Origin of the sequence: Moellerella wisconsensis (genome assembly GCF_022592395.1) — a bacterium.
GTDB classification, from domain to species: domain Bacteria; phylum Pseudomonadota; class Gammaproteobacteria; order Enterobacterales; family Enterobacteriaceae; genus Moellerella; species Moellerella wisconsensis.
The window spans coordinates 2,899,272-2,920,588 of the sequence record NZ_CP093242.1; the positions used below are offsets into that span (position 1 = coordinate 2,899,272).

The following is a 21,317-nucleotide window of genomic DNA, read 5'->3' on the forward strand; positions in this document are numbered from 1 at the left end:
TTTCAGCGTTTATTGGTGCTTATAAACCATCAAAAATAATCAGAATAAGAATTAAACTGTTTATAATTAAATGGTTAAAGAATAATAAACCTCGCGTATAAAATCAGTCGGAATAGCCAACTGGGCAGATGCACGTTATCTGCCTAATAGCCTCTTGTACCTATAAATGAGAGAATAATAATGAAAAATACCGCGGATATTACGGCGAGCAATCCCGCAGACCAACATAAAAATTTAACTGAGCCTCAACAACGAGTAATAAAAAAACTGTTTCGTCGTTTAATTGTATTTTTATTTGTTCTATTTATTTTCTCATTTTTAGATCGCATTAATATTGGCTTTGCCGGTTTAACCATGGGTAAAGATCTCGGCCTTTCATCCACGATGTTTGGCTTAGCCGCAACCCTATTTTATGTCACTTACGTTATTTTCGGTATTCCTAGTAATATTATGCTTGGGATTGTAGGCGCTCGCCGTTGGATTGCCACCATTATGGTGCTGTGGGGATTTGCCTCCACTGCCACCATGTTCGCAACCGGCCCTACCAGTTTATATATTTTGCGCATGCTGGTCGGTATCGCCGAAGCGGGTTTCTTGCCCGGCATTTTAGTTTATCTCACCTACTGGTTTCCCGCCTATTTCCGAGCTCGCGCCAACGCATTATTTATGGTTGCGATGCCGGTCACTATGGCTTTTGGCTCTTTAGCTTCGGGCTATATTCTCGAAATGGATGGAATACTTAACTTACATGGCTGGCAATGGCTATTCTTGCTAGAAGGCTTTCCATCGGTATTATTGGGCGTATTAGTTTGGTTTTATCTTGATGATTCTCCGTCAAAAGCCAAGTGGCTGACTTCAGAGGATAAAGCCTGCCTCAAAGAGATGATGGAGCAAGATAATCTGCAATTAGTTCAGCCTCACGGGGCTAAAAGCCAGAGCGCATTACAAACCACCAGCTTATGGAAAGAAATATTCACTCCTACAATCTTAATGTATACCGTGGCCTATTTTTGTTTAACCAATACATTGAGCGCAATTAATATCTGGACACCACAGATAATGCAAAGCTTTAATCAGGGCAGCAGTAACGCCATGATTGGCTTGCTCACCGCCATACCTCAATTCTGTACTATTTTTGGTATGATCTATTGGAGTCGGCGCTCTGACCGATTACAAGAACGAAAAATGCATACCGCTTTGCCGTTCTTATTCGCGGCCGCAGGTTGGATCCTTGCATCACTTACCAGTCATCCACTTGTGCAGTTGCTCGGTATTATCATGGCATCAACAGGCTCATTTACAGCAATGGCTGTCTTTTGGACTACGCCAGATCAATCCATTAGCCTGCGCGCCCGTGCTGTAGGTATTGCGGTTATCAATGCAACCGGTAATATTGGCTCCGCCGTTAGTCCATTATTAATAGGTTGGTTTAAAGATACTACCGGCAGCTTTAACTCAGGGCTGTATTTTGTCGCAGGGCTATTGGTTATTGGGGCTATAATTGTGCTATTCATCCCGATGAAAAGCTCACGCCCAAGAGCAACACCTTAGCGAATGTTGATGGTTATTATCCATGGAGTCCTGCGTTATGTCTGATGTTTCTATATCGACAATCACCAACATTGATATCAGTAAAGATTATGACGAAACTCAGGGCACTGATGACGTTCATTATCAGACATTCGGTAAAATGGCGGCTTTTTTTGGTCGTGATATGCAAGCCCATCGTCATGATGGGTTTTTCCAACTGCATTATTTAGTCACCGGGCATATCACTTTACAGCTTGATGAGCAGCGTTATTCTGTTCAAGCACCGTTATTTATTTTGACTCCGCCCTCGGTACCCCATACTTTTTTTACTCAGGAAGATACCGACGGCTACGTGCTCACAGTACGTCAGGAACTGATCTCGCCATTGTTACATTCGCTGTATCCTACCCAGCCTGATATTATCGATATTCCAGCTATTTGCTTATCTGTAGCTGATAAACCGGCTGATTTAGCTACTTTTAATCATTATTGGGCATTGATTGAAAGAGAATCATCCCATCAATATGCTGGTCGCGATCAAGCACTCTCGAACCTTGCACAAGCGATGTTTACTTTTTTACTTCGCAGCATTCCGCTCGATGATCATCATATTTGTGGAATGCGAGGTGAGCTTAAGTTATTTCAAAGATTTAACCAGCTTATTGACCATCATTATCACCAGCATTTATCGGTACCAGAATACGCCGATAAATTAGGCATTACTGAATCTCGCTTAAAAGATATGTGTCGCAGATTTGCCAATCGACCACCTAAGCGATTGATTTTAGACCGTATATTACGCGAGGCTAAGCGTTTATTATTGTTCAGCGATAGCCCTGTATTTGAAATCGCCTATCGGCTCGGGTTTAAAGATCCGGCATATTTCGCCCGCTTTTTTAATCGTTCTGTCGGCAGCTCACCCAGCGTATGGCGAGATAATAATCTTCATTCTCCGTCATTATAACTGATGTCTCTTCTCTAATTTGAGGCTACCCGTTAGCGCCCTATTTTCCTCATCGATTTTTCCTTTTGTTATAATTTTATCGTCTCTATAAACAATTATTTGCTAACCCGTTTTCTTATCAGTGCGGAGTTTCTGATTTATCTAATTAATTATAACTTTACAAATTAAAAACATTTTAATTCTTTGTTATTTTATTTTAATCTACATTAATACTGGCTAACAAAATCACAAATAGTGATATTCAATATTAAAAACATCACTTTCCATCATGACAGGTATAATTATAAAACCACTCTATCCATATGAATAAAAACAATAAAATAATGTGAAATTAATTTATTATTATAAAAGTATATTGCAGATCACAATTCCATAACAAATAATCACTTCCAACGAAAAGTACCGGTTATCCTCTGTAAAATCTCTGTTCTCTCTCAAGAAAAGACGCTTCAATGGTCATACATAAAACAAACATAAATTTAACATTTCGTATTAGTCATTATTGCCTAATATGCTTTCCGATAACGAGGTAGACATGAAGCCAGAAGATTTTCGTTCCGATGCTAAACGCCCTTTTAATAGTCAGGAATATCTGAAGAGCCTCCAAGATGGTCGTGAGATTTATATTTATGGTAAGCGAGTTAAAGATGTCACTACCCACCCAGCTTTTCGTAATTCAGCAGCGTCGATAGGGCAATTATATGATGCACTTCATGATGAAAAAACACACAATTCACTCTGCTGGAATACCGATACCGGCAACGGCGGTTATACCCACAAATTCTTCCGCTATGCGACAGGAAAAGACGAATTGCGCCAACAACGTGACGCCATTGCCGACTGGTCACGCCAAAGCTACGGATGGATGGGACGCACTCCCGATTATAAGGCGGCATTCGCCAGCGTTTTAGGGGCTAATCCTGAATATTATGGTCAATTTGCGGATAATGCACGCACTTGGTATAAACGCATTCAAGAGAGCGGACTGTACTTCAACCACGCTATCGTTAACCCCCCTATCGATCGCCATAAATCCGCGGATGAAGTAAAAGACGTTTATATCAAACTGGAAAAAGAAACAGATGCAGGTATTATCGTCAGCGGCGCAAAAGTAGTCGCCACTAACTCGGCACTGACTCACTATAATTTTATCGGTTTTGGCTCAGCGCAAGTGATGGGCGATAATCCTGATTTTGCCCTCATGTTTGTGGCACCTATGGATGCTGACGGGGTTAAATTAATCTCGCGAGCATCCTATGAATTAGTCGCTGGCGCTACGGGAGCACCATTTGATTACCCACTTTCTAGCCGTTTCGACGAGAATGACGCGATACTGGTAATGGATCATGTGCTGATACCATGGGAAAATGTCCTGATTTATCGTGATTTTGATCGGGCGAGAAACTGGGCAGTTCAAGGGGGATTTGCTCGCTTATTCCCACTGCAAGCCTGTGTACGCTTGGCGGTGAAATTAGACTTCATCACCGGGCTATTGCAAAAAAGTTTAGAGTGCACTGGCGTTATCGATTTCCGCGGTGTACAAGCATCGTTAGGCGAAGTCGTCGCATGGCGTAACTTATTTTGGTCATTGAGCGATGCGATGTGTTCAGAAGCGCAGCAATGGGAAGGCGGCTCTTATTTACCGGATACCCAAGCGATTCAGACATACCGCGTAATGGCACCAATGGCCTACACCAAAATTAAGAATATTATTGAAAGTAACGTCGCTAGTGGTCTGATTTATTTACCATCAAGCGTACGCGATATGAATAATCCGGAGATTGATAAATATCTGGCTAAATATGTTCGCGGCTCAAATGGTATGGATCACGTTGAACGAATTAAAGTTTTGAAATTAATGTGGGATGCGATAGGCAGTGAATTCGGCGGGCGCCATGAGCTATATGAAATAAACTATGCGGGTAGCCAAGATGAAATTCGCCTGCAATGCTTACGTCATGCTTATGGCTCAGGAAATATGAAAGCAATGACCGATATGGTTGACCGTTGCCTATCTGATTACGATCAGCATGGCTGGACTCGACCGCATCTACACAATAATAACGATATTAACATGTTAGATTCGCTGCTTAAATAATTAGCAGCAGGAGGCCAAAAATGTCCCTAGAAAACGAACATCGTCTGCGTTTTAGAGATGCTATGTCGAGCCTATCGGCAGCGGTGAATATTGTCACTACCGACGGGGATGCAGGTTGCTGCGGTATCACCGCAACAGCAGTCTGCTCTGTAACTGATACACCACCGACATTAATGGTATGTATTAATCGCAATAGCAGCATGAATGCGGTGTTTCAGGAAAATGGCCGCCTGTGTGTCAATATTCTTAATCATCAACAAGAAGAGATGGCTTGCCACTTTGCCGGAATGACTGGCACCAGTATGGAAGAACGCTTTAGTTGGGACATTTGGAGCCAAGGTATTCTCAATCAACCCTTGCTAAAAGAAGCACTAGCCAATCTTGAAGGTGAAATTACCCAAGTACAAGAAGTTGGGACTCACTATGTTTATTTGGTTGAGATGAAACAAATTATTGTACGAGATGAAGGGCATGGGTTAATTTACTTTAAACGCAAATTCCATCCGGTTATACATCAACAGCTGCAAGTTGCCATATAATCTACATCACTATAGCCAACATCTTACTTTATAAGCGCCTTAATAGGCGCTTTTTTAGCACCGAAGCTTAGTACCAGTGCATTAGCAAAATCAAAATATAGCGCTGAAATATAGCCCCGAAATATAGCGTGGATTAATACTAAAAAGCCCCCGACAGATCACTGCCGAGGGCTTATATCAACAACAATAATTGTTACTTATTCATAGTGACAATACGATTGTTTGTTTTATAAAAGAATAACTTACAGTACATTCACGCTGTTAAGCTCTTTAAATGCTTGTTCCAAACGAACAACCATAGAATCCTGAGCTTTACGTAACCAAGCACGTGGATCATAGTATTTTTTGTTTGGTTTATCAGCACCTTCTGGATTACCCAGCTGAGCTTGTAAATAACCTTCATTCTTTTTGTAGTAATTCAGAATACCTTCCCAAGTCGCCCATTGGGTATCAGTATCGATATTCATTTTAACCACACCGTAACCTACTGCTTCTTTTATTTCTTCTGCTGTAGAACCTGAACCGCCATGGAACACGAAATTTAGGCTGTTATGTGGCAGATTGAATTTTTCAGAAACATAGTCTTGAGAGTTACGCAGAATTTTTGGCGTTAACTGTACGTTACCTGGTTTATAAACACCGTGTACGTTACCGAAAGATGCTGCGATAGTGAAACGTGGGCTAACAGCATTCAGTTTTTCGTAAGCGTATGCAACGTCTTCTGGCTGAGTGTATAACTCTGAGCTATCCATACCGCTGTTATCAACGCCGTCTTCTTCACCACCAGTACAACCCAGCTCGATTTCCAGAGTCATATCGATTTTCGCCATGCGCGCAAGATATTTAGCACAAGTCGCGATATTTTCTTCCAGTGATTCTTCTGACAGGTCAATCATGTGAGAAGAGAACAGTGGTTTACCCGTTTTAGCGTAATGTTTTTCGCCAGCATCCAGTAAGCCATCAATCCAAGGCAGCAATTTACGTGCGCAATGGTCAGTATGCAGGATGACAGGTACACCATAGTGTTCAGCCATTTGATGCGCATGGTGGGCACCAGAAATAGCCCCCAGAACTGCTGCTTGTTGACCTTCTGCTTTCAGACCTTTACCGGCGATAAATGCTGCACCACCGTTAGAGAACTGAACAATAACTGGCGAACGTACTTTTGCAGCCGCTTCCATTACCGCATTGATAGAATCTGTACCAACACAGTTAACAGCTGGCAGGGCAAAATTATTTTCCTTAGCAACTGCGAAAACTTTCTGAACATCATCGCCAGTAATTACACCTGGTTTTACGAAATCAAAAATCTTAGACATATGACAGGGTCCTGTAGTTAACAAGCAGCCAATGCTGCCTGTTGTTTCATGACATAATTACGCTTTAGCACGTTCTTCTAGCATCACAACTGCTGGCAATTTTTTACCTTCAACGAATTCAAGGAATGCACCACCGCCAGTTGAAATGTATGAAATTTTATCTGCAATACCAAACAGATCGATAGCTGCTAATGTATCGCCGCCACCAGCAATTGAGAAAGCTTCGCTATCTGCGATAGCTTTAGCAATCACTTCAGTACCTTTACGGAAATTAGGGAATTCGAAAACGCCTACTGGGCCATTCCACAGAATAGTTTTCGCATTTTTCAGAATTTCAGCTAAACGCTCAGCAGATTCATCACCTAAATCCAAAATTTGTTCATCGTCTTTAATTTCAGTCGATGATTTTAAAGTTGCTTCTGCAGTTTCTGAGAACTCGGTTGCAACACGGACGTCTGTAGGCACAGGAATATGGCAGTTAATCAGTAATTTTTTGGCTTCTGGAATTAAATCTGCTTCATATAAAGAACGACCTACGTTATTACCTTCTGCAGCAATAAAGGTATTAGCGATACCGCCACCAACAATCAGCTGATCAGCGATTTTAGACAGTGAATCTAATACAGTCAGTTTGGTCGATACTTTAGAACCGCCAACAATTGCCACCATTGGGCGAGCTGGGTTGCCTAATGCTTTCCCTAAAGCTTCTAATTCTGCGCTCAATAATGGGCCAGAACAGGCGATAGGTGCAAATTTAGCCACACCATGAGTTGACGCTTGTGCACGGTGAGCAGTACCAAACGCATCCATCACATAAACATCACACAGTGCTGCATACTGTTTTGATAATGTTTCGTCGTCTTTTTTCTCGCCTTTATTAAAGCGAACGTTTTCCAGAACAACTAATTCACCTTCTGCGATATCAACACCGTTCAGATAATCTTTTACCAAACGAACGGGGTAATCAATTTTATCGGCCAGATAGTCAACAACAGGCTGCAGGGAGAATTCTTCATTGTACTCACCTTCGGTCGGACGACCTAAGTGAGAAGTGACCATTACTTTTGCACCTTGCTTAAGAGCATTTTCAATTGTTGGTAATGAAGCGCGAATACGCGCATCAGAGGTAACTTTGCCATCTTTCACAGGAACGTTCAGGTCAGCACGGATGAATACACGTTTACCCGCTAGATCCAAATCGGTCATCTTAATTACAGACATGGTGAATCCTCTTGTTGATTCTCTATATAAATTGATCTTCTCTGCTGAGCCTTGATTGGCGTGAGCCGTGTGGTCTAACAGCAGATAATTAGTTTAAATCTGTCGCTACCATTGCCAATGTTGTATCGAGCATCCGGTTAGCGAATCCCCACTCATTATCGCACCAAACTAAGGTTTTTATCAGGTGCTTACCGCTCACTCTGGTTTGTGTTCCATCAACGATGGCACTGTGGGGGTCATGATTAAAATCCATCGATACCAGAGGGAGTTCTGTATAATCTATTATACCACGAAATCTATCAGCTGCAGCGCTGCGAAGTAAACGATTCACTTCCTCAACACTCACATCATCTCGCACAGTCACACTCAAATCAATGGCAGTCACATTTATCGTTGGTACACGTACAGATATCGCTTCGAAATGATCTTTAAATTGTGGGAAAATACGCGATATCCCTGCCGCTAATCGCGTATCAACCGGAATAATTGACTGGCTTGCAGCGCGAGTTCTGCGTAAATCTTTATGATAAGCATCAATCACGGGTTGATCATTCATCGACGCATGGATAGTTGTTACTGTCCCTGATTCAATACCAAAAGCGTCGTCCAACAATTTAATCACTGGAATAATACAATTGGTGGTGCAAGATGCATTAGAAACCAATTTATCATTTGAAGTTAGCGTTTGATGATTGACTCCATACACCACCGTTGCATCTAAATCATCGCTGCCAGGATGAGAAAATAACACCTTTTTTGCGCCGGAGGCTAAATGAGCTAAACCGTCTTCGCGGCTGCCATAGACTCCACTGCAATCTAGCACAATATCGATGCCTAACTCTTTCCAAGGAAGTTGCGCTATTTCAGGCCGGTGGAACAAACGAATTTGATCATCACCCACCAAAAGTAAATCATTATTAAGGCGGACATCCCATGCAAATCGACCATGGCTGGAATCATATTTAAGCAAATGAGCGATCCCTTCGGGCTCTGCTAATTCATTGACTGCAATCACAGAAATCTCAGCTCTTCGGCCTGATTCATATAGGGCTCTTAACACACTTCGTCCAATACGACCAAAACCGTTAATTGCCACTCGAATTGCCATGTCACACCTTAAAATAGAATAAAAACCTACGGTCACTAAGGATAACTGACTCAATCAAACTGTACTGCTGATTTCATCGGTGAAATAACAAAAGTGTGCTTCACTCGACATTTTTGACATTTATTTTTCAACATTTCTGGTGTTTTTATATTTTCTCGCCAGAAACTGAAACGGTTCAGCAGGTATAAAAATAGCTTAAGGGATATGATGGGATAACGCAATAGTAAAAAAACTGTCTGATTAAAATAAAGACAAAATAATGATAAACATCATCGGTGGCAATTATTGAAAGACGCAGAAAGAAGAAAAGTAACAATAATATAATAATAGTATAAGAATAAAAAAAACGCCCCCGTTCAAACTGACACGGAGGCATTTTCAGCAAAAAACAGAGATTATTTCAGCAGAGATTTCGCTTGAGTAACCACGTTTTCAACTGAGAAACCGAATTCTTTAAACAACAATTCAGCAGGAGCAGATTCACCGAAGCTGTGCATTCCGATGATAGCACCATTCAAACCGGTATATTTAAACCAGTAATCAGCAATGCCTGCTTCGATAGCAACACGTGCAGAGACAGCAGAAGGCAGAACAGACTCACGGTATGCTGCGTCTTGTTTATCAAATGCATCAGTAGATGGCATAGAAACAACACGCACTTTACGCCCTTCTGCACTCAGTTGTTCACTGGCTTTAACCGCCAGCTCAACTTCAGAACCGGTCGCAATGAAAATGAGTTCTGGCTGACCTTCACAATCTTTCAATACATAAGCACCTTTCTCAATATCAGCCAATTGCTGGGCAGTACGAGGCTGCTGAGCTAAGTTCTGACGAGAGAAAATTAATGCGCTAGGACCATCTTTACGTTCAACGGCATATTTCCAAGCCACTGCCGACTCAACTTGGTCACAAGGACGCCAGGTACTCATATTTGGTGTCACGCGCAGGCTAGCCAATTGCTCAACCGGTTGGTGAGTTGGGCCATCTTCACCCAGACCGATAGAATCGTGAGTATAAACAAAAATGCTCCGAATTTTCATTAATGCAGCCATACGCACAGCATTACGCGCATATTCAACAAACATTAAGAAAGTTGCACCGTAAGGAACAAAACCGCCATGCAGAGCAATACCATTCATGATCGCAGACATACCAAATTCACGCACACCATAATGAATATAGTTACCCGCGATATCTTCATTCAATGGCTTAGAACCTGACCACATAGTCAAATTACTTGGAGCTAAATCGGCAGAGCCACCAAGAAATTCTGGTAAAATTTTACCAAAAGCTTCTAAGGTGTTTTGAGATGCTTTACGGCTAGCGATATTGGCTGGATTAGCTTGTAAGTTGTCGATAAATTTCTGAGCTTCTTTCTCAAAATCAGCCGGCAGTTCACCTGCCATACGGCGTGTAAATTCACTGGCTAACTCAGGGAATTCTTTTGCATAAGCGGCAAATTTCGTTTCCCATGCGGCTTGTTTAGCTTTTCCTGCTTCACGCGCATCCCACTCTGTATAAATTTCTTGTGGGATTTCAAATGGTGCATACGGCCAATCTAACGCTTTGCGCGTTGCCGCAATTTCATCATCACCTAAAGGCGCACCATGAACGGCTTCAGTACCTGCTTTATGAGGTGAACCAAAACCGATAACGGTTTTACACATAATCAATGTTGGTTTATCAGTAACGCCGTGCGCTTCAGTAATTGCCGCTTTAATTTGATCAGCATCATGCCCATCAATATCACGAATAACATGCCAGTTATACGCTTCAAAACGCGCTGCGGTATCGTCAGTAAACCAACCCTGAACATGACCATCAATGGAAATACCATTGTCATCATAAAATGCGGTCAATTTGCCCAGCTTTAAGGTACCCGCTAAAGAGCAAACTTCATGAGAGATACCTTCCATCATACAACCGTCGCCCATAAAGGCGTAAGTATGATGATTAACGATATCATGGCCCGGACGGTTAAATTGTGCAGCTAGCGTACGCTCAGCAATAGCGAAGCCAACAGCATTAGCAATACCTTGACCTAATGGGCCAGTAGTTGTTTCAACGCCTGGAGTATAACCATATTCTGGATGGCCGGGAGTTTTAGAATGTAGTTGGCGGAAGTTTTTCAATTCTTCGATAGAAAGATCATAACCTGTCAGATGCAACAAGCTATAAATCAGCATAGAGCCATGACCATTAGATAAAACAAAGCGATCGCGATTGGCCCAATGTGGATCGGCTGGATTATGATTCATATAATCACGCCACAATACTTCTGCAATATCTGCCATGCCCATAGGCGCGCCAGGATGCCCTGATTTTGCTTTTTGTACCGCGTCCATACTGAGAAAACGGATAGCATTAGCAAGGGTTTTACGACTAGTCATTATTATACTCCAGGTCGGATAAAAGCGTACTTAAACCAATTTATTACAGCGTAGTTCAGCATATAGTCAGCGTATAGTTTTGCGTATAGTTTACCATATAGCTCAGCGGTTACTGTAAGGCAATTGCTGCCAGTTAGAAACTCATGCTATGAAACTAACGCAAATCGTCGCAGACAGCAATTATTTGCTTCTCAGCTAACACTATATTATACAGATAAAGTATCACCTCAAATAAAAATGCTTTATTGCGCAACACGCTAATTTCATCAGCTGTTTTGCGCAAACCATCGGGATATTAAACCTGAGATTAATACCTATAATCAAGGTAATTTACTGATAAAGCGTAGAAAGTCACAATAATCTTAATTTTGTGCAAAATACCAACATTTCAAAAGAAAATGAGCCTTTTTAGATAATCTAATCATCAATTCAATCTAGCTCTTAGCGTGATTATTTACCTGAAGCAATAAAAAACTTTATCTTAATTATAGCCAACTCAATTGATCTTATCAGGAATACAATTATCTTAATTAGCCAACGGACGAAAAATAATTTAAATGGAGATTCACTTATGACTAAAAATATTAATTTATCAGTAATTAGCCAACAATTAATTAATACATGGAATAATAATAAAGAACCGTACTTAGTAAAAGATATTAATTCTAAATACTTATATTTAAATAATGCATTTCGTAAACTAATTAATTTACCCGACAACATTGATATTATTGGACTAACCGATGCTGATATCAGTTCAGTGAGCTATTTTTTACATCAAGACTATATAAAATTAGAAAAAAAAGTACATAAAGAGTTAAGGCGTGTATCATCCGTTGAATCACATATATTCCACTCAAATAATCCAAGAGAAATTTACATCTGTGATAGAACACCATTATTTGATAATGAGCATAAATTATTTGCAGTAAGCTTTCATTTCTCTCTTTATAGTAATTTTTCTTCTAATTACTATATTGATAACCAACTTCCTAGCATGATAAATATTCAAGACCCTGATCCTGAAATAAATATGACATCTGAAGAAATAGCAACTCTAACATTATTTTCTCATTTAATGACTCCTGAAGAAATTGCCACTCTTTTAGACTTAGACAATGAAGATGTATCTGAATATTTAACAAATATATGCTTTAAATTAAAAGCCTCATCGCTTGATGAATTATCCGAGTATTGCCAAGAACATCAATTTAATAGCAATGTTCCTGATAAACTTATGCCGCAAGGCACACATGAATTAACCTAACCATAATTAATTCAACCATTAAACACACACCATCTTTATGTCTATAATTTATTATCGGGAACAACTATGAATAATTTCAATATTAATAATCTGCCAGCAGATATGATCAATACTTTTGAAATGAGTGAAGATGCTTGGGGAATTAAAGATAAAAATTCAAATTTTGCTTATGTTAATACTACATTTAAAAATTTACAACGCTTATCTAATGAATTCGATTATGAAGGTTTAGCTGATAAAGAAATCCCATGGGAAGGGGCTAAATTTTTTCAAGAATTTATTACCCATGATAAAACGGTCATGAGCAGAAATAAAACCATTACATCGCTGGAAACCCACAAGTGGTATAATGAATTAAACTTATCATCATATTTATTTGATAAGTTTCCATTCTATGATGAACAAGGGGAATGCCAAGGTATTATATTTTATGGGCGTCAAGCTCACTCATATTGTCTCAATCGTCTATTTCGTGGCAAACTTCCCGGTTCATTAATGTTTACTCCGCCGGTAGAAACGATATCTGCTCGAGAATGGGATGTTATTTTCTTATTTATTCATCGCTATACCAGTAAACAAATCGGTAATATTTTAAATATCTCCTACCGTACTGTCGAAAACCATTTCGCCGCTATTTATCAAAAAATTGGCATTCATAAAGCCTCTCAATTTTTAGAATATTGCTACGAGCACGATTTTGATTTGTACGTCCCAGAACATTTTGTTAAATCCGGTAGTCGCTTATTATTTAAGGAATAATATTATGAATAATTTCAATATTAATAATCTGCCAGCAGATATGATCAATACTTTTGAAATGAGCCAAGATGCTTGGGGAATTAAAGACAAAAATTCAAATTTTGCTTATGTTAACACTAAATTAAAAAACTTACATAGCTTATCTAATGAATTCGATTATGAGGGTTTGTCTGATGGAGATATACCGTGGAATGGCTCTACATATTATAAAGAACATATATTACATGACCAAACAACAATAAAAAAGAATATTAATGTAACATCATTAGAAACTCATCATTTTTCTAAAGAAAATAATCTATCGTCATACCTATGTGAAAAAATGCCTTTCTATGATGAAAATGGTATCTGCCAAGGGCTTATCTTTCATGCCCGCCAAGCTCACTCATATTGTCTCAATCGTCTATTTCGTGGCAAACTTCCCGGTTCATTAATGTTTACTCCGCCGGTAGAAACGATATCTGCTCGAGAATGGGATGTTATTTTCTTATTTATTCATCGCTATACCAGTAAACAAATCGGTAATATTTTAAATATCTCCTACCGTACTGTCGAAAACCATTTCGCCGCTATTTATCGAAAAATTGGTATTCATAAAGCTTCTCAATTTTTAGAATATTGCTACGAGCACGATTTTGATTTGTACGTCCCAGAACATTTTGTTAAATCCGGTAGTCGCTTATTATTTAAGGAATAATATTATGAATAATTTCAATATTAATAATCTGCCAGCAGATATGATCAATACTTTTGAAATGAGCCAAGATGCTTGGGGAATTAAAGACAAAAATTCTTGTACTGTTTATGGTAATAATGCGGTTAAAAACTTACTTTCTCTTGACAAAAAATTCTCTTTAGAAGGCCTTTATGATGATGAAATCCCATGGAGTGGGGCTGAGTATCATAATGAATTCAAATTACACGACAAACTGGTTATGGTCCAAAAAAAAACCATTACTTCTTTAGAAACCCATAAATTTTCTCATGAAAATCATTTTTCCTCATACTTATGGGATGTAATTCCATTTTTTGATCAGCAAGGGGAATGCCAAGGTATTATATATTATGGACGCCAAGCTCACTCATATTGTCTCAATCGTCTATTTCGTGGCAAACTTCCCGGTTCATTAATGTTTACTCCGCCGGTAGAAACGATATCTGCTCGAGAATGGGATGTTATTTTCTTATTTATTCATCGCTATACCAGTAAACAAATCGGTAATATTTTAAATATCTCCTACCGCACTGTCGAAAACCATTTCGCCGCTATTTATCGAAAAATTGGCATTCATAAAGCCTCTCAATTTTTAGAATATTGCTACGAGCACGATTTTGATTTGTACGTCCCAGAACATTTTGTTAAATCCGGTAGCCGCTTATTATTTAAGGAATAACACTATAAATAATTTCAATATTAATAATCTGCCTGCAGATATGATCAATACTTTTGAAATGAGCCAAGATGCTTGGGCGATTAAAGATAAAAATTCCTGCTTTATTTATGGTAATAATGCCGTTAAAAGCTTACTTTCTCTTGACAAGAAATTTACTTTAGAAGGCCATTATGATAATGAAATTCCATGGGATGGGGCTGAATACTACCAAGAATTTATGCTCCATGATAAAATAGTCATGAGCAGAAATAAAACCATTATCTCTTTAGAAACCCATAAGTTCTCTTATGAAAATTATTTATCCTCCTACTTAACTGAAAAAATTCCATTTTTTGATAAAAATCAAGAATGCCAAGGCATTATCTTTCATGCTCGTAAAGCTAACTCGTATTGTCTCTATCATTTATTTCGCGGTAAAATTCCAAGTTCATTAATATTTACTCCACCAGTCGAAAGCATTTCCTCAATAGAATGGGATATTATTTTCTTATTTATTCATCGCTATACTAGGAAACAAATAAGTCGGATTTTGAAAATTTCCTACCGTACTGTCGAAAATAATTTCGTGAGAATTTATCGAAAAATAGGTGTTCATAAAGCTGCTCAATTTTTAGAATATTGTTATGAACATCATTTTGATTTATACGTCCCAGAGCATTTTGTTAAATCTAGTAGTTGCTTGCTGTTTAAAGAGTAAATATAATATGATTTCAGTTTGTTTTTTAATTAACTCGAAAAATACAAATGGTATATAAATAGACTCAAAATATCTAGAGTTAAATATTTAAATTAAAAATAATAGTTCACTCTAAAAAATAGTGTATATAATATAATGCATTTAGAAAACAAAGACTTATTATCAGCGGAAATAATAAATACATTAGATAATAATACAGATCCTTGGTATATAAAAGACACTAAATTAAAATATATTTATGCAAACAGTCCATATAAAGAACTAATTGAAAATGATAATTTACTTGGATATACAGAAAATGAAATAACTTCATTATTTAAAAAATATAGCTATCTAATTGAACAACATGAAATTAATGTAATGAAAAAATTACATCGAATATCATCCATAGGAAATTTTAAATGTAAAAATAATAATAAAAACAAATTATTATTTTTTGATAAAATGCCAATGATCAATGCAAACAATTTTTGTATTGGTATTTTATCTCATGTTAGGGAAACTATTTACTTTAATGCATTAGATTATTTAAATAACACTAGTTTTTTATCTATTTATACTAATAATCCAAATAAATTATTAACATCAAGAGAATGGAAAATTTTATTTCTTTTTTGTCGTGGAATTTCTAATAAATCAATCTCAAATGAAATTGGGATTTCACAAAAAACACTAGAAAATAATTTATGTCTAATTTATGAAAAACTAACAGTAAGTTCACCAATAGAACTCAGAATTTTGTGCAAAAAGTACCACTATGATCTTTATATCCCTAAAGCATATTTAAATAGCCTCAGTTATCTTATTATCTAACACTAAGTATTTAACCCTCTTTTTTATAAATAAAGATCATCTATGATATAACAATGAACTACTAAAAGTTGAAGTTGAAATTTAGTTATCTAAATAACAATTATAATATAATTTAACTGTATTTAATAACTTAATTTATTTAAATTCTAATATTTTAGTAGTTACTCGATATATCAATCACGATATATTAATAATATATAAATGAATTTATTATGGAGATGATTATATGAATATACTGGATAAATATGATTGGCATCCCGCAGATATTATTGCAGCAATAAAAAAACAAGGTACGTGCCTATCACAAGTATCACGGAGGGCAGGCCTTGCTTCTTCAACATTATCAAATGCTTTACAACGTCCATGGCCAAAAGGGGAAGCAATTATCGCACATCAACTCGGGATATCACCCATGGATATTTGGCCTTCACGATATATAAATAATAAAGCCAATACTTTTTGGCTAGAACTAACACTAACTAATGTACGCTGATCATCACAGATATAAACAACAAAAAACCCTGAGTATAAATACTCAGGGCTTCAAATTTGTTGGCGGAACGGACGGGACTCGAACCCGCGACCCCCTGCGTGACAGGCAGGTATTCTAACCAACTGAACTACCGCTCCACTCTTTGTCCTTGCTTCAGAACAAGGCGAATATTACGGATACTAGACACTCCCGTCAATCATTTTTCTTTCAAAATGATTCGTTTGAGCAGTTTTTAGCCTTAATTCTATTTTATACTAGTGCACGATCTGACTTTCATCTTTTTCTAGTCGCCATAAGCAAGATTTTCCAGACTTTTTATCCACTAGATCAAGACGAGACTCATGTTCTATCAGTTCAGTCGCGTTGGCATAAATAACTTTTAGCCCCGATACAGGTCGTTCTACCCGCTGAATCTCCTGAATCGAATTTTCATTTGATGATTCCATTTCCAATGAAAATGCTAAAGAGGTCTGCCCGCCAGTCATGGCTAAATAGACATCAGATAATATTTCAGCATCCAGTAACGCCCCGTGTAACTGGCGTTTTGAGTTATCGATCATGTATCGATCACATAATGCATCTAAGTTATTGCGTTTCCCCGGGAATAACGTTCTTGCTAACGCCAAACTATCGGTTATCTGACAAAACTCAGCAGTTGGGGGGATCCCTCGATTAAGCTTTCTAAATTCATAATCCATAAATCCAATATCAAACGACGCATTATGGATAACTAATTCTGCCCCGCGAATAAATTCGATAAATTCATCAGCTATATCAGCAAATACAGGTTTATCCATTAAGAATTCATCACTAATCCCATGGATACCAAAAGCTTCAGGATCAACTAAGCGATCTGGTTTGATATAGATATGAAAATTTCGCCCTGTCAATCGACGATTAATCACTTCTACCGCACCGATCTCTATAATATTATGGCCTTCATAATGAACACCAAGTTTGTTCATACCGGTTGTTTCGGTATCAAGTACAATTTGTCGTTTTATCGCCGTGCTCATAATAGTTTTTTATGTCAGACTAAGGTTTTTAATAATATAAGGTAAGTCTACCAGAAATGATTAAACAGGTAGAGATTTTCACTGATGGTTCATGCTTAGGTAATCCCGGTCCCGGTGGCTATGGAGTTCTTCTTAGGTATCAAGGTCATACGAAGGAACTAAGCCAAGGGTTTTTCTTAACAACCAATAATCGAATGGAACTTCTCGCTGCAATTGTAGCATTAGAGTCCTTAAAGAGGCCGTGTAATATTATTTTAACCACAGATAGCCAGTATGTACGCCAGGGGATCACACAATGGATCCATAACTGGAAACGTAAGCAATGGCGTAAAGCGGATAAATCTCCTGTGATTAATGTTGATCTGTGGAAGCGGCTTGATGAAGCCATTATCCGACATCAAATCGATTGGCGCTGGGTTAAAGGTCATGCTGGGCATGCAGAAAATGAAAAATGTGATGAACTCGCACGTCAGGCTGCCAATTCACCAACCGAAGAAGATAGCGGATATAAACCAGCAAATTAAATTTAATCACGTTTTTTCATTGACTTAGTAACTCCAAGTGCATTACCTATTTTCATATTTGACCGGCTGAATTTCAAACATGTTGGGGTCAGTGGGCAGGTTCGTTTACGTGCGACGATAATGCTCAATGTCCCAATTCCCTTAATATGATGATTAAGCCAAGACTCCGGATGGTGCCAAGGGAGTAATTGACAATGAGTTAAATAGAAAATTTCATAATTTAGGACACTCAACCAATCATAAATACGCCAAGAGGGAAACATTCGACTATTAAAAGGCGGCTGCTTTCTTAATACAGGAATACATTTAGCCATCCCTATTAAGCTAAAGGGATTAAATTCAGAAATGATCAACCAACCATCATCAACCAAAACCCGATCTACCCCGCGTAATAACCAATGTGGATCCTCGCTGTATGAAAGCATATTTACCATTAGACAAGCATCGATCGACTTGCTGTCAAAAGGTAACGCATAAGGATCACCGATCACATTAAAACGTGGATCATTATTCCCCATACTAAACTGATGAGATATCATACACTCTTCAGTCTGAATTTCAGTGCTCAAATGCCCTAACTTAAGCAAATGAAAACCATAAATTTTTGCTAACCAAGGCTGTAATTGATATTCCAGAGCTAAGCGATATTGTTCACCAAAATAGATATCTGACCAGCTTACTGGCATCTTAATTTTTTTCTTTATGCGCGCTGACTTCATGAATTTCCCCTTTCATCGACTTATAGAGGTAATAATGGAGCTTATACGGATACCTGCCCTGAATGATAATTATATTTGGCTACTCGCAGATGCTGATCATCAGTGTATCATTGTTGATCCTTCGGAGTCAGAACCAGTTATCGAAATTATTAACCAAAAAAAACTCACCCCTGTTGCTATTCTATTAACTCATCATCATAACGACCATGTGGGTGGCGTTCCTCAATTATTAACTCACTATGCCAAATTACCCGTTTTTGGTCCTGCCGAAACAGCTAAAAAAGGAACAGACCACCTAGTTACAGATGGTGATTCAATTAATATTGGTTCGTTCTATTTTAATGTTATTGCCCTGCCTGGTCATACTCTGGGTCACATTGGCTTTTATCAAGCGCCTTATCTATTTTGTGGAGATACATTATTTTCTGCCGGCTGTGGTCGGATTTTTGAAGGGACGCCTGAACAGATGTTTCAATCTCTGGAGAGAATTTCAGCTTTACCTGATGATACATTGATATGCTGTGCCCATGAATATACAGAATCAAACCTCAAATTTGCACATCATATTTGGCCTGAAAATGAAGCTATAACTAATTATTTACATCTAATTCATACTAAACGACAAAAATTAGAACCAACAGTACCTAGTACATTGAAAATAGAAAGAAAAATTAATTTATTCCTACAATGTAATAATAGTGATTTACAGAAAAAGTTAGCAATCAAGATCGACAAACCTTCACTAAGAGCGACATTTACCTTACTTCGTCAATTAAAAGATCAGTTTTAAACTTTGATCATTGTGTTATCTAGCTTAGGACAGTATTATTGTTCAACTTTTAGATATGAAGAATAACAACGATGAAGACAAAAGCGATACTATTCGCCATTGTTCTGCTTGCTGGTTGCCAATCACCTTCGAAACACAACAAGCAGAACGTCTCTTCAGCAAGTCACGCTATAGAAACTGTTGCTTCCCATAATCAGGCGGCAAGTAGACAAACTCCATTGTTAGAAAATGATCTCTGGGGTTATATTAGTGATGAACTGAAGATGAATGTGCCAAGAAATGCTCGTATCCAAGAACAAGCGAATAATTTCTTATCAAAAAAAGATCAACTTCAAACCATGACTGTTCGGGCTGAGCCTTATATGTACTGGATTGTTGATGAAATCAATGATCGCAATTTACCTATGGAGCTGGCACTGGTTCCCATTATTGAAAGCTCATTTAATCCAAATGCAACGTCATCAGCCCAAGCCGCGGGATTATGGCAAATCGTGCCTATTACTGCACGCTCATATGGCTTAAAACAAAATCAATGGGTTGATGATCGGAGAAATTTAGCTGCCTCTACTTCGGCGGCATTTGATCTGCTTGAAAACTTAAATGTCATGTTTGGGCATGATTGGGAGCTAACTTTAGCCGCATATAATTGTGGTGAAGGTTGTGTGCTAAATGCGATAAAGAAAAATGAAGCACAAGGATTACCTACTGATTTTTGGTCTTTATCGCTCCCCAAAGAAACCATGTTATACGTGCCTAAAATTTTGGCATTAAGTAAAATATTACGCGATAAAGATAATTATCAAATACGATTACCGCACTCAAATAAGAATAAAGCATTAACTCAAATAGATGTCGGCCAACAAATTACACTTTCACAAGCCGCTGAACTCGCAGGATTAACGATAGAATCGCTTAAAACATATAACTCGGGATATAAAAAAGGGATCACATCTCCTGATGGCCCTCATTATATTATGCTACCGGCAAATAAAGCTGAGCGGTTTAAACTCGCATTAACAGATCAATCTGTTTTAGCCAATATTCGTTCCGCAGTAAATAAAAATAATCAGCGTACTCAACAGATACACCAACAAGCGATAACTCGCTATAAGGTCAAATCTGGAGATACACTTTCAAGTATCGCTAAACGTTATAATACCCACCCGAAAAAAATCCAACAAATTAATGGTTTAAAAACAGCGAGTAATATAAAGGTTGGTCAAATATTAAAAATTACAGGCAAACAGCGATCAGAAAATCATGCTAAATCAAAATCACCTTCTTCTATCTATAAAGTTAAAAGAGGGGATTCTTATTACAGTATTGCTAAGCGCCACGGAATCAAACTAAAAGACCTAATGAATTGGAACTCTGGTGTGAAAATGGCTGATTTAAAGCCAGGCGTGACTCTTTCTCTATACCTGTAATTCAAATAGGAGCCAGCTTAAATTTAGTAAAGCTGGTTTTTTCTTAATAACCTAAAATTATTTTATTATTTTAATTTTTAGCACATTAACAATATTCCATTACTGATTAACTTAAATTTATTAGTTATATATAAAAAAAGCATTTTTTATTCATTATTTCTTTCACTCTAATTTTTTTACTTTTTTTATAAGAAAATTTAAAAAATATAGATAAAACAATACAAATAACTATATATTAAAACTTTTACA

The 21,317-nt window shown here is 37.9% G+C and carries 20 protein-coding genes and 1 tRNA gene; 14 read left to right on the forward strand and 7 right to left on the reverse strand.

Features of this window, described 5'->3' with window-relative positions; all coding sequences use genetic code 11:
• Positions 1-180 precede the first annotated feature (180 nt).
• From hpaX to hpaC, 4 genes are all read left to right on the forward strand, one after another.
• The gene (hpaX, locus tag MNY66_RS12730) at positions 181-1,551 is read left to right on the forward strand and encodes a 4-hydroxyphenylacetate permease (protein ID WP_241501024.1); all 1,371 of its coding nucleotides are present in this window, start codon (positions 181-183) and stop codon (positions 1,549-1,551) included.
• A 37-nt stretch (positions 1,552-1,588) separates the two neighbouring features.
• The gene (gene hpaA / locus MNY66_RS12735; protein WP_241501025.1) at positions 1,589-2,494 is read left to right on the forward strand and encodes a 4-hydroxyphenylacetate catabolism regulatory protein HpaA; all 906 of its coding nucleotides are present in this window, start codon (positions 1,589-1,591) and stop codon (positions 2,492-2,494) included.
• Between the two features lie 535 nt (positions 2,495-3,029).
• The gene (hpaB, locus tag MNY66_RS12740) at positions 3,030-4,592 is read left to right on the forward strand and encodes a 4-hydroxyphenylacetate 3-monooxygenase, oxygenase component (RefSeq protein WP_241501026.1); all 1,563 of its coding nucleotides are present in this window, start codon (positions 3,030-3,032) and stop codon (positions 4,590-4,592) included.
• A gap of 20 nt (positions 4,593-4,612) precedes the next feature.
• On the forward strand, positions 4,613-5,131 hold the full coding sequence (gene hpaC, locus MNY66_RS12745; RefSeq protein ID WP_053907699.1) for a 4-hydroxyphenylacetate 3-monooxygenase, reductase component: 519 nt from the start codon (positions 4,613-4,615) through the stop codon (positions 5,129-5,131).
• A gap of 242 nt (positions 5,132-5,373) precedes the next feature.
• Here hpaC and fbaA read toward each other — a convergent pair whose 3' ends face one another.
• The 4 genes from fbaA to tkt all read right to left on the reverse strand — a co-directional run bounded on the left by fbaA (position 5,374) and on the right by tkt (position 11,169).
• Positions 5,374-6,450 carry a class II fructose-bisphosphate aldolase gene (gene fbaA, locus MNY66_RS12750; protein WP_047256668.1) on the reverse strand — a complete coding sequence of 359 codons (1,077 nt, stop codon included), beginning with the start codon at positions 6,448-6,450 and terminating at the stop codon, positions 5,374-5,376.
• Between the two features lie 57 nt (positions 6,451-6,507).
• Positions 6,508-7,671, reverse strand: a complete 1,164-nt coding sequence (pgk, locus tag MNY66_RS12755) for a phosphoglycerate kinase (RefSeq protein WP_047256669.1) — start codon at positions 7,669-7,671, stop codon at positions 6,508-6,510.
• Between the two features lie 88 nt (positions 7,672-7,759).
• Complete coding sequence (gene epd, locus MNY66_RS12760; RefSeq protein ID WP_047256670.1) at positions 7,760-8,779, reverse strand: erythrose-4-phosphate dehydrogenase; 1,020 nt, start codon at positions 8,777-8,779, stop codon at positions 7,760-7,762.
• Positions 8,780-9,174: 395 nt separating this feature from the next.
• Positions 9,175-11,169, reverse strand: coding sequence for a transketolase (gene tkt, locus MNY66_RS12765; protein WP_047256671.1), 1,995 nt, complete (start codon positions 11,167-11,169; stop codon positions 9,175-9,177).
• Positions 11,170-11,740: 571 nt separating this feature from the next.
• Here tkt and MNY66_RS12770 point away from each other — a divergent pair.
• From MNY66_RS12770 to MNY66_RS12800, 7 genes are all read left to right on the forward strand, one after another.
• Complete coding sequence (locus tag MNY66_RS12770) at positions 11,741-12,436, forward strand: transcriptional regulator (RefSeq protein ID WP_047256672.1); 696 nt, start codon at positions 11,741-11,743, stop codon at positions 12,434-12,436.
• Between the two features lie 66 nt (positions 12,437-12,502).
• Positions 12,503-13,195, forward strand: coding sequence for a PAS and helix-turn-helix domain-containing protein (locus tag MNY66_RS12775; protein ID WP_241501027.1), 693 nt, complete (start codon positions 12,503-12,505; stop codon positions 13,193-13,195).
• Positions 13,196-13,199: 4 nt separating this feature from the next.
• Positions 13,200-13,892, forward strand: a complete 693-nt coding sequence (locus MNY66_RS12780; RefSeq protein ID WP_241501028.1) for a PAS and helix-turn-helix domain-containing protein — start codon at positions 13,200-13,202, stop codon at positions 13,890-13,892.
• A 4-nt stretch (positions 13,893-13,896) separates the two neighbouring features.
• On the forward strand, positions 13,897-14,589 hold the full coding sequence (locus MNY66_RS12785; protein WP_241501029.1) for a PAS and helix-turn-helix domain-containing protein: 693 nt from the start codon (positions 13,897-13,899) through the stop codon (positions 14,587-14,589).
• The gene (locus tag MNY66_RS12790) at positions 14,552-15,286 is read left to right on the forward strand and encodes a PAS domain-containing protein (RefSeq protein ID WP_241501030.1); all 735 of its coding nucleotides are present in this window, start codon (positions 14,552-14,554) and stop codon (positions 15,284-15,286) included. The genes MNY66_RS12785 and MNY66_RS12790 overlap by 38 nt, the downstream gene beginning before the upstream one ends.
• 135 nt (positions 15,287-15,421) lie before the next feature.
• Entirely contained in the window at positions 15,422-16,099 is a 678-nt protein-coding gene (locus MNY66_RS12795; RefSeq protein ID WP_241501031.1) for a response regulator transcription factor, read from the forward strand.
• A gap of 226 nt (positions 16,100-16,325) precedes the next feature.
• A complete protein-coding gene (locus MNY66_RS12800) occupies positions 16,326-16,592 on the forward strand; it encodes a helix-turn-helix domain-containing protein (protein ID WP_047256406.1) in 267 nt (88 codons plus the stop codon).
• Positions 16,593-16,652: 60 nt separating this feature from the next.
• On the opposite strand, the gene MNY66_RS12805 is transcribed toward MNY66_RS12800, so the two are convergent.
• A tRNA-Asp gene (locus tag MNY66_RS12805) sits at positions 16,653-16,729 on the reverse strand.
• 117 nt (positions 16,730-16,846) lie between these two features.
• On the reverse strand, positions 16,847-17,608 hold the full coding sequence (gene dnaQ, locus MNY66_RS12810; RefSeq protein ID WP_047256407.1) for a DNA polymerase III subunit epsilon: 762 nt from the start codon (positions 17,606-17,608) through the stop codon (positions 16,847-16,849).
• Positions 17,609-17,664: 56 nt separating this feature from the next.
• On the opposite strand from dnaQ, the gene rnhA reads away from it, so the two are divergent.
• Positions 17,665-18,132 carry a ribonuclease HI gene (gene rnhA, locus MNY66_RS12815; RefSeq protein ID WP_047256408.1) on the forward strand — a complete coding sequence of 156 codons (468 nt, stop codon included), beginning with the start codon at positions 17,665-17,667 and terminating at the stop codon, positions 18,130-18,132.
• Between the two features lie 2 nt (positions 18,133-18,134).
• On the opposite strand, the gene MNY66_RS12820 is transcribed toward rnhA, so the two are convergent.
• Positions 18,135-18,851: a class I SAM-dependent methyltransferase gene (locus MNY66_RS12820; RefSeq protein ID WP_241501032.1), complete on the reverse strand. Its 717-nt coding sequence runs from the start codon at positions 18,849-18,851 to the stop codon at positions 18,135-18,137.
• A gap of 34 nt (positions 18,852-18,885) precedes the next feature.
• Between MNY66_RS12820 and gloB the strand changes: the two genes are divergently transcribed.
• Both gloB and mltD read left to right on the forward strand, forming a co-directional pair.
• Positions 18,886-19,641 carry a hydroxyacylglutathione hydrolase gene (gene gloB, locus MNY66_RS12825; RefSeq protein WP_047256410.1) on the forward strand — a complete coding sequence of 252 codons (756 nt, stop codon included), beginning with the start codon at positions 18,886-18,888 and terminating at the stop codon, positions 19,639-19,641.
• Between the two features lie 71 nt (positions 19,642-19,712).
• Positions 19,713-21,068 (forward strand): murein transglycosylase D, encoded by a 1,356-nt coding sequence (gene mltD, locus MNY66_RS12830; protein WP_047256411.1) that lies wholly within the window; start codon positions 19,713-19,715, stop codon positions 21,066-21,068.
• The last annotated feature ends 249 nt before the right edge of the window (positions 21,069-21,317 follow it).

Excerpts from the sequence above, each read along its gene's own strand:
- hpaX (WP_241501024.1), top strand. The coding sequence starts at position 181 with ATGAAAAATACCGCGGATATTACGGCGAGCAATCCCGCAGACCAACAT.
- hpaA (WP_241501025.1), top strand. The coding sequence starts at position 1,589 with ATGTCTGATGTTTCTATATCGACAATCACCAACATTGATATCAGTAAA.
- hpaB (WP_241501026.1), top strand. The coding sequence starts at position 3,030 with ATGAAGCCAGAAGATTTTCGTTCCGATGCTAAACGCCCTTTTAATAGT.
- hpaC (WP_053907699.1), top strand. The coding sequence starts at position 4,613 with ATGTCCCTAGAAAACGAACATCGTCTGCGTTTTAGAGATGCTATGTCG.
- fbaA (WP_047256668.1), bottom strand. The coding sequence starts at position 6,450 with ATGTCTAAGATTTTTGATTTCGTAAAACCAGGTGTAATTACTGGCGAT.
- pgk (WP_047256669.1), bottom strand. The coding sequence starts at position 7,671 with ATGTCTGTAATTAAGATGACCGATTTGGATCTAGCGGGTAAACGTGTA.
- epd (WP_047256670.1), bottom strand. The coding sequence starts at position 8,779 with ATGGCAATTCGAGTGGCAATTAACGGTTTTGGTCGTATTGGACGAAGT.
- tkt (WP_047256671.1), bottom strand. The coding sequence starts at position 11,169 with ATGACTAGTCGTAAAACCCTTGCTAATGCTATCCGTTTTCTCAGTATG.
- MNY66_RS12770 (WP_047256672.1), top strand. The coding sequence starts at position 11,741 with ATGACTAAAAATATTAATTTATCAGTAATTAGCCAACAATTAATTAAT.
- MNY66_RS12775 (WP_241501027.1), top strand. The coding sequence starts at position 12,503 with ATGAATAATTTCAATATTAATAATCTGCCAGCAGATATGATCAATACT.
- MNY66_RS12780 (WP_241501028.1), top strand. The coding sequence starts at position 13,200 with ATGAATAATTTCAATATTAATAATCTGCCAGCAGATATGATCAATACT.
- MNY66_RS12785 (WP_241501029.1), top strand. The coding sequence starts at position 13,897 with ATGAATAATTTCAATATTAATAATCTGCCAGCAGATATGATCAATACT.
- MNY66_RS12795 (WP_241501031.1), top strand. The coding sequence starts at position 15,422 with ATGCATTTAGAAAACAAAGACTTATTATCAGCGGAAATAATAAATACA.
- MNY66_RS12800 (WP_047256406.1), top strand. The coding sequence starts at position 16,326 with ATGAATATACTGGATAAATATGATTGGCATCCCGCAGATATTATTGCA.
- dnaQ (WP_047256407.1), bottom strand. The coding sequence starts at position 17,608 with ATGAGCACGGCGATAAAACGACAAATTGTACTTGATACCGAAACAACC.
- rnhA (WP_047256408.1), top strand. The coding sequence starts at position 17,665 with ATGATTAAACAGGTAGAGATTTTCACTGATGGTTCATGCTTAGGTAAT.
- MNY66_RS12820 (WP_241501032.1), bottom strand. The coding sequence starts at position 18,851 with ATGAAGTCAGCGCGCATAAAGAAAAAAATTAAGATGCCAGTAAGCTGG.
- gloB (WP_047256410.1), top strand. The coding sequence starts at position 18,886 with ATGGAGCTTATACGGATACCTGCCCTGAATGATAATTATATTTGGCTA.
- mltD (WP_047256411.1), top strand. The coding sequence starts at position 19,713 with ATGAAGACAAAAGCGATACTATTCGCCATTGTTCTGCTTGCTGGTTGC.